Annotated in this window: 2 protein-coding genes; both read right to left on the bottom strand. The window is 75.5% G+C overall.

The window, feature by feature from the left end; genetic code table 11:
- Window positions 1–1,377: diguanylate cyclase (locus NBZ85_RS29850; RefSeq protein WP_261560077.1), on the bottom strand; the 1,377-nt coding region annotated here is incomplete at its 3' end.
- 148 nt (window positions 1,378–1,525) lie between these two features.
- Window positions 1,526–2,821 (bottom strand): aminotransferase-like domain-containing protein (locus NBZ85_RS29845; RefSeq protein ID WP_261563276.1); only part of this gene is annotated, 1,296 nt, incomplete at its 5' end.

The raw sequence follows: 2,821 nt of genomic DNA, 5'->3' as shown, positions 1-2,821 counted from the left end.
GCTTGCAGGAGGGGCCGGGGCGGATTCGAGCAGGATGGCGAACTCGTCCCCGCCGAAGCGGGCCACGGTGTCGGTAGCCCGCACGGATCCGGTCAGCCGGCGGGCGGTGACGCGCAGCAGCTCGTCGCCGGCCGCGTGCCCGAGCGCGTCGTTGACCTGTTTGAAGTCGTCGAGATCGCAGTAGATCACGGCGACCGGGTGCGGCACCCGGGCGTGACGGGCCAGCGCCTGGTCGAGCCGGTCGGCGAACAGCGCCCGGTTGGCCAGACCCGTCAGCGGATCGTGGAAGGCGAGCCGGCGCAGCTCCGCCTGGTTGTCCTCCAGCCGCTCCAACAACCGCACGTTGTCAGCCATCGTCGTCATCTGCCGGACGAGGGCCAACACGAGCAGGCACAGCAACGCCCAGATCTCCTCCTGCCCGGCCAGATCGGTCCCCACCACCCGGATGACCGCGACGGCGCCGGCGACGAGCAGCGGCAGGTAGGGCAGCATGACGTGCCACCAGCGCCGCCGATACCAGGCGGCGGTCCACTGCGCCGCCGGGATGGCGCCGAAGGGCGGGGACGCCGACGGCAGCAGCGCGGCGAGGCCCACCAGCAGCGGGCCGGTCACGAAGCCCAGGTCCAGGATGCGCGGAAGGTCGGCGAGATCCCGGGTCGTCGCGTAAAGGTAGATCATGATGGCCAGCGCGAAGACCATCAGCCCCGAGCCCAGCAGGCTGAAGCCGAGCAGGGACCGCGGCCGGCGGAACGTGGCGATCAGGATGATCGTCACCGCGGTGACGAGCGCGGCGGCGGTCACGACGAGCGCGGGCAGGATGTCGTAGACGGGATGGTCGCTGCCGGAGATGCCGTTCTCCAGCACCGTCACCCAGGCGAGCAGCGCGACGGCGCCGGTCACGATGACGCTGTCGAGCACCGTGACCAGGTACCAGCGCCGCTGGCGGGCGGTCCCGCGCGCGAGGGTGTCGAACGGATCGGTCGGATAGCGCAGCACCCCGGCCAGGCCACACAGCCACGGCAGGAGCAGCACCAGCATCGGCAGGGTGATGTGCGGCACGGGCTGCCCGCCGCCGAGGGCGTCGTGCAGTGAGGCGACCGCCGTCCCCGCCAGGGCCAGCACCATCACGCCGACGAGCAGGCGCCAGGTGCGTTCCGCGCCCTCGCGCCGAGCCGCGGTCACGAAGCAGGCCGATGCGCCGGCCGTCGTCGACGCCACCGCGGCGGCCCGCACCACGATCAGCGCGGGCCAGTCGGGCAGCGTCAGTACGGCCGCCGCCACCGCGACGGCGAGCACACAGACGCCGAGCGCCACCCGCCGCCACCAGCAGGCGACGGGTGGGGACCCGGACCCAGGCCAGCGGGACCGTGCGGGCATGCGCGCCTCGTCCCCCATATGACCGTCACCGTCCAACCCGGGCGAGCGGGGCGGTCCGCCCCTCGCTACCCGATACCTATGCCCGGGCGGCGGCTCCGACCCGACCGAACCGGGCCGACCGCCACGGAGCGTGACCCCCGGTCGGGGCTCACCCGTCGCGTAGCACCGCAGCGAGCCGGTCGACGGCGGTGACGAGGCCCTCCCCCGGGGTGCGGCTGTAGGTCAGGCGCAGGTGGGGGGCGATGGCCTCGCCCACGGTGTAGGCGCTGCCGGGGCCCACGGCGACGCCCGCCCGCCGGGCGGCCGCGGTGACGAGCCGGTCGTCTGCGCCGGCCGGCAGTGGCAGCCAGACATGCACGCCCCCGCTGGGTGGTTGCGGCGGGTCGAGGGTGGGCAGGGACCGCGCGATCGCGGTGAGCAGCGCCGCCCGGCGGGCCAGCAGCACCCGGCGCAGCGACGCCAGGTGCCGGCGCCAGCCCGGGGTGCTGAGCAGCTCCACCGCGGTCTGCTGCAACACCGGGGCGACGAACAGGTCGTCGGTGATCCGCACCCGGGCCAGCCGGGCCGCGACCGGGCCGCGGGCGCTGACCGCCGCGATCCGCAGGCCGGGGGACACGCTCTTCGACAACGACAGCACGTGCACGACGTGGCCATCCGGGTCGGTGGCGGCCAGCGGTGGTGGGCTGACCGCGGTGAGGTCCAGCGGCGCCACCCAGTCGTCCTCGACGCAGAACGCCCGGTGATCCCGCAGGGCGGCGAGCACCGCCGGGCGCCGGCTCGGGGCGAGCACCGCCCCGGTGGGGTTGGCATGCCGCGGCTGGAGGTAGACCAACCGGGCCCCGCTGCGGCCAAGCACGTCAGCGAGATCGTCGGGGCGCACCCCGGCGGCGTCCGCCGGCACCGGAACCGGGACGAGCCCCGCGGCCCGCGCGGCGGCCAGGGCTCCCGGGTAGGTGGTGTGCTCGACCGCGAGCGCCTCGCCGGGCCGACCGAGGGCGCGGAAGACCAGCGCCAGCGCCGCCTGCCCACCGCTGGTGACGAGTACGTCCTGCGCGCTGTGGGCCGGGCTTACCAGGCCGGCGATCAGTCCGCGCAGGTCGGGCAGGCCGGCCACCGGGGTGCGATCCCAGGCGCCGGGCCGCCGCGCCGCGCGGGCGGCGGCCGCCGCGAGCAGGCCGACCGGCTGGACCGCCGGGTCCAGATAGGCCGAGGCGAGATCGAGCACGCCGTCGGGGACGGGCGAATAGAGCTCGGTCATGTCGTGCGGCAGGTCGTCTCGGGCCCCGAGCACTGCGGTCTGCCAGCTCAGATCGGTCGACCGGGACGCCGGCGGCTCGGCGACGACGCTGCCGCGGCCGGGTGTGGTGACGAGCAGCCCCCGGGCGGCCACCGCCGCGAGGGCTCGCTGCACGGTCAGCGCGCTCGCCCGGTGCCGGCGCTGGAG

The organism is Frankia tisae (assembly GCF_025403405.1).
Classification (GTDB): Bacteria; Actinomycetota; Actinomycetes; order Frankiales; family Frankiaceae; genus Frankia; species Frankia tisai.
Note: the sequence above shows the minus strand (reverse complement) of the source record. Positions and strands in the feature narration are given on the sequence as shown.